This window comes from Streptomyces sp. P17, assembly GCF_032436805.1.
GTDB lineage: Bacteria > Actinomycetota > Actinomycetes > Streptomycetales > Streptomycetaceae > Streptomyces.
This window is the reverse complement of sequence record NZ_JAVRBF010000233.1, coordinates 1-701: the sequence shown is the minus strand read 5'-3', so window position 1 is coordinate 701 and position 701 is coordinate 1. Positions and strand designations below refer to the sequence as shown.

2 protein-coding genes are annotated in these 701 nt (G+C 50.9%); both read left to right on the top strand.

Annotated features, from left to right (window positions below):
* On the top strand, nucleotides 1-374 hold a 374-nt coding region (locus tag RMT89_RS40575), incomplete at its 5' end, for a hypothetical protein (protein ID WP_315888763.1).
* Nucleotides 368-701: hypothetical protein (locus RMT89_RS40570; protein WP_315888762.1), on the top strand; the 334-nt coding region annotated here is incomplete at its 3' end. The genes RMT89_RS40575 and RMT89_RS40570, both read left to right, overlap by 7 nt.

The window sequence follows — 701 nt, the reverse complement described above, 5'->3', positions numbered from 1 at the left end:
ATGGAGCCATCGGCCGTTTTTCAGGCTCGTCTGATGGAATCGTGAGTCCGGCTTATAGGGTCATCCGGCTCAGTGCCGACGTCGACCCTGAGTTCATGGTCACGCTACTTCAAACGCATCACATCCGCTTTCTACTGGAGACACGTTCAAGTCAAGGAAATAAAATAGGAAAGCGTCGCCTTCTGCAACGTAATGAATTTGAGAGCATCGAGTTCAAGCTGCCTCCAATAGAGACCCAGCGCGACATTGCTTCAAAAATTGCAGTTTTCCAAGCAGAACTTGCGCTTACTGATCGGGAAATAGAAGCTTTGAGGCGTCAGAAGCGCGGGCTGATGCAGAAGCTGCTAACGGGAGAGTGGAGGGTATCATGCTGAATTGGCTGGCCAAGCTTCTGCTTACCAGCACAGCGATTGCGCCCGTGCTAATCACCTATGCATGGGTAGCCTATCAAGCCAGCGAAGCCTTACAAGCTGCCATCCTGCTGGTGGCATGTATGACTCTCATTGTGATCTGCATTTTGGTGCTCCGATATGCCAGAAAGCATCTTGAACGCGCCAACTTTTCCGCCACTACGGTAGAGGCAGCCGATCGAGAGAACATGGGTTTCCTGCTCCTCTACCTATTGCCACTTTTTACTGCTCAGTTTGATTCATTGAACTGGCAAGTGTGGGTTCCTGCGATAGCCATTTTTGCCGCGGTTG